This window comes from Arthrobacter sp. HMWF013 (assembly GCF_003061105.1).
Lineage (GTDB): Bacteria > Actinomycetota > Actinomycetes > Actinomycetales > Micrococcaceae > Arthrobacter.
Map to the genome: position 1 here is coordinate 1 of NZ_QAIQ01000074.1, position 4,370 is coordinate 4,370.

Sequence of the window (4,370 nt, forward strand, 5' to 3'; positions counted from 1 at the left end):
CCTCGGAGGTGGCAGCCGCCGACGGCGAAACTGACGGGGCCGGGCCACCAGCCTGTGGGGCCACGGACACGGCCACCGCCCACACAATGGCCCCCATCACCAGCACAGCAGCCAGCACCGCGGCGACCACACGGCGGTTCCAGGTGGAGATCGGCCTCATGCTTCAGCGTGCCGGTACTGCCCACCCGACCGGAAGGGCAGAAAGGCCCGGCCAAAAGACCCTGCCCGCAAAGAGAAGCCGGGCTGCAGGCCGTCAGGGACCATGCCGCGCTCTAGAAGAGCGGTGCGGTGTCCTTCTGCACCAAGGCCGGATTTCCCACTGATTCCCTCTTTTTCTTAAGGAACCCGGCCCGCTGGTACCGCTGGGCCATGATGAAACCGGCAGGGGTGCCATGCTCGTAGGACTCAACAAAGACTGCTTCCTGCCGCCCTTCCGACGAGGTGATGAATCCGTCCCAGGCAAGGGCTACGCGGTCAGGCAGCGGCGCTTCCGTGACGGACTGCCTTGCCGCGGCGACTCCCGCTTCAAGCTGGCCGTCCACCAGGTACCTCTGCAGGTCCCGTTGGCCGCCAGACTCCCGGATCACGAAAGGCACGAGGTCGGCGCCCGACGAAACCACTGAATCGATGGCGTGGTCCAGCGCCATGAAGGCGAGGTTGACAAGCTCCTCAGAGTATTCATCCATGGCAGGAGACTAACGGGTGTGCAGAGCAAAAACCGGTCAAGGACGGCAGACACACCGGAGTTCATGAAGCTGCACAGCACGAGCCCTATTGACACCCGGTGTGACCCGTGCCATATTGAAAGGGTGAACCTGTCAGACAGCCGGACAGCAGGACAACCTGCGAATCCTTCCCGCGACCAGCCCGCCGGTGCCCAGTTAGCGGGCACCCAGTTAGCTGGCACCCAGGCCGCCGGTGCCCAGCCGCTGGCCCGGCTCAGCGCCGCCGAGGCAGTGTTCAACGCCATCCGCGGCGACATTGAGTCCGGCCACGTGGCAGTGGGCGGGAAGCTCAGCTCCGAGGCGATGCTCGCCCAGCAGTATGGGGTCAGCCGTTCTGTCATCCGGGAAGCCCTCAGGTCCTGCACGGCCCTGGGCCTGACGGTCACCAAAACCGGAAAGGGCACCTTTGTGGTTGCCGACAAGGTAGCCAACGACCTCACGCTCGGCCAGTACTCGGCGCGGGACCTCACAGAGGCCCGTCCCCACATCGAGGTTCCGGCAGCGGGTCTGGCCGCGCAGCGCAGAACAGCCGACGAGCTGGAAACCCTCCGCCACATCGTCGCCGCCATGACCACCGAAACGGACCCCGAATCCTGGGTCGCCCTGGACTCCAGCTTCCACGCCGCCATCGCCAGGGCCAGCGGCAACAAGGTGTTCGCCAGCGTGGTGGCCGATATCCGGGGAGCCCTGGCCTTCCAGTCCGAGACGCTGAACATGGTGGCCGATCGCCAACACGCCTCGGACATCGAGCATCAGCAGATCCTCGCCGCCATCGAGGCCGGCTCCGCGGAGGAAGCCAGCCAGGCCATGGCCACGCACCTGCGCGCAGTCGGCGTCGCCCTCGACTCCATCCTCAGCAAGTAACCGCTCCCACCAGTAACCGCCCCGTCACGTACCCGCTTCACCAAGCGGCTCCCTTGAGGACTTCATGCCAGCCCCTGCCTTTCCTGCTGCCCAAACCGCGGCCGTGCGCGCCGCCGAACCAGAGCCCGGGATGCTCCCGCAGCACTCACCCCTGGTGGTTGCCACCCGCGATGGCCTGGTGGAGAGCGTCCATTACGGCTCCGTCATCGCCACCGCCCCGGACGGCGAAGTCCTGGCCGCCGCCGGGGACCACCTTGCCCCGTTCTACCCCCGTTCCTCGCTCAAGCCCCTGCAGGCCGTGGCCATGGTCCGTGCGGGCCTGAAGCTGCCCGCCGACCTGCTCGCCCTCACTGCCGCGAGCCACTCCGGCGGGGCCAGGCACCGCGGCGGTACCCAGCGCATCCTCGCCATGCACGGGCTCACGGCCGGCGACCTGGAGAACAGCACCGACCTCCCGTACGGCACCAGCGAGCGCGAGGACTGGCTGCGCTCAGGCCTCCACGCCACGCGCCTGACCCAGAACTGCTCCGGCAAGCACGCCGCCATGGCTGCCACCTGCGTCATCAACGGCTGGCAGGTCAAGGGCTACCTCGACCCCTCCCACCCGCTGCAGCAACTGGTCGCCGCCACGGTCGAAGAGCTCACCGGTGAGCAGCCGCTGGGCCACAGCACCGATGGCTGCGGAACCCCCCTTTTTGCGCTCACCCTCGGCGGAATGGCCCGCGCTTTCGGAACCATCGCCGCCGCTGCGGCCTCCGCCGGTGCCAGTGCTGCCGTCAGCACCCCAGACGGCGGCGGGAACGCCCCGCAACTGGCGGAAGCCGCCGTCGGGCTCGCCATGCGGCAACACCCTGACATGGTGGCCGGCGAGCGCCGCGACGTCACCGAACTGATGCGGCTCCTCCCGGGCGCCGTGGCGAAAGACGGCTTCGAGGGTGTGCAGCTCGTGGGGCTGCCCGACGGCCGCGCTGTGGCCGTGAAAATTTCCGACGGCGGCGACCGCGCCCGCATGCCTGCCACCGTCCATGTCCTGCATGCCCTCGGCGTGGACACCGCGAACCTCGCCGGGATCGGCACCGCCCCCGTTGTGGGCGGCGGCCACCGGGTCGGCCTGCTCCAGCCCCTCGATTTCCTGTCCACGCCCGCCACCGAAGCCCTGTAAGGACACCATGCCCGACCTGACCATTAGTGAAGCCGCGCCCATTGATACCGTGCCCGGCACCCGCTCTGAGCACGACCTCCTGGGTGACCGCGACGTCCCTGCGGCCGCCTACTGGGGAGTCCACACCCTGCGCGCTGTGGAAAACTTCCCCATCACCGGGCAGCCGCTGTCCTCCAACATGCACCTGGTCCGCGGCCTTGCCGCCGTGAAACTCGCCGCCGCCCGGACCAACCACGAGCTCGGGCTCCTGGACGCGGAACGCGCCAACGCCATCGGGCAGGCCTGCGAGGACGTGATGGCCGGAAAACTCAGCGACCAGTTTGTGGTGGACGTGATCCAGGGCGGTGCCGGGACGTCATCGAACATGAACGCGAACGAGGTCATCGCCAACCGCGCCCTCGAAATCCTCGGCCACCCCAAGGGCGACTACGCCCGGCTGCACCCCAACGACCACGTCAACCTCAGCCAGTCCACCAACGACGTCTACCCCACGGCCGTGAAGCTGGGCACCATGTTCGCCACCCGGGAACTGCTGGACGCACTCGCCGAACTCGAAGAGGCCTGCGCGGCCAAAGCCCTGGAATTCCGCGCCGTGGTGAAAATGGGCCGCACCCAGCTGCAGGACGCCGTCCCCATGACCCTGGGCCAGGAGTTCGGCAGCTACGCCGTGACCATCGGCGAGGACCGGCTGCGGCTGGCCGAAGCCGACCTGCTGATCCACGAAATCAACCTCGGCGCCACGGCGATCGGGACCGGCCTGAACGCCCACCCCGGCTACGCCGAGGCAGCCTGCCGGCACCTCGCCGAGATCACCGGCCTGCCGCTGGTCACCGCCGTCGACCTCATCGAAGCCACCCAGGACGTCGGCGCCTTCGTGCACCTGTCCGGCGTGCTCAAGCGTGTGGCCGTGAAGCTCTCCAAAATCTGCAACGACCTCCGCCTGCTCTCCTCCGGCCCGCGTGCCGGCTTCGGCGAAATCAACCTGCCGGCAGTCCAGTCCGGCTCCTCGATCATGCCCGGCAAAATCAACCCCGTGATCCCCGAAGTGGTCAGCCAGGTGGCCTACGAGGTCATCGGCAATGACGTCACCATCACCATGGCGGCCGAGGCCGGGCAGCTCCAGCTCAACGCCTTCGAACCCATCATCGTCCACAGCCTCCACAAGAGCATCTCCCACCTCGAAGCAGCCTGCCGCACCCTCACGGCACGCTGCATCCGGGGCATCACCGCCAACACCGAACACCTCCGCCGCACCGTGGAACAGTCAATTGGCCTGGTCACGGCGCTGAATCCCCACCTCGGCTACGCCACAGCCACCGCCATCGCCCAGGAGGCCCTCGCCACCGGCAAGGGTGTGGCCGAACTCGTACTCGAGCACGGCCTGCTCACCGCCGGCCAGCTCGAGGAACTCCTCAGCCCCGAACGCCTCGCCAACCTCAGCAAGTAGTCCCCACCCGCCCCCTGGCCTCGCAAGCTCGGCCAGGGAACCCGGCGGGCGTGGGCCCACCCAACATCCCCGTCTGTAAGGACACCCCCATGACGAATCCCCCCATCCCTGACCACATCATTGACGGCGGCCACGCGCACGCGTCCGAGACTGCCCTGCACGCGGAAGACCA

The 4,370-nt window shown here is 68.1% G+C and carries 4 protein-coding genes; 3 read left to right on the plus strand and 1 reads right to left on the minus strand.

Features of this window, described 5'->3' with window-relative positions; genetic code table 11:
- Positions 1 to 272: 272 nt before the first annotated feature.
- Positions 273 to 686: a hypothetical protein gene (locus DBR22_RS03560; protein WP_108597815.1), complete on the minus strand. Its 414-nt coding sequence runs from the start codon at positions 684 to 686 to the stop codon at positions 273 to 275.
- A gap of 123 nt (positions 687 to 809) precedes the next feature.
- Between DBR22_RS03560 and DBR22_RS03565 the strand changes: the two genes are divergently transcribed.
- From DBR22_RS03565 to DBR22_RS03575, 3 genes are all read left to right on the plus strand, one after another.
- Complete coding sequence (locus tag DBR22_RS03565; protein WP_258229027.1) at positions 810 to 1,589, plus strand: FadR/GntR family transcriptional regulator; 780 nt, start codon at positions 810 to 812, stop codon at positions 1,587 to 1,589.
- A gap of 64 nt (positions 1,590 to 1,653) precedes the next feature.
- Entirely contained in the window at positions 1,654 to 2,751 is a 1,098-nt protein-coding gene (locus tag DBR22_RS03570) for an asparaginase (protein WP_108597816.1), read from the plus strand.
- A gap of 7 nt (positions 2,752 to 2,758) precedes the next feature.
- A complete protein-coding gene (locus DBR22_RS03575; protein WP_108597817.1) occupies positions 2,759 to 4,198 on the plus strand; it encodes an aspartate ammonia-lyase in 1,440 nt (479 codons plus the stop codon).
- The last annotated feature ends 172 nt before the right edge of the window (positions 4,199 to 4,370 follow it).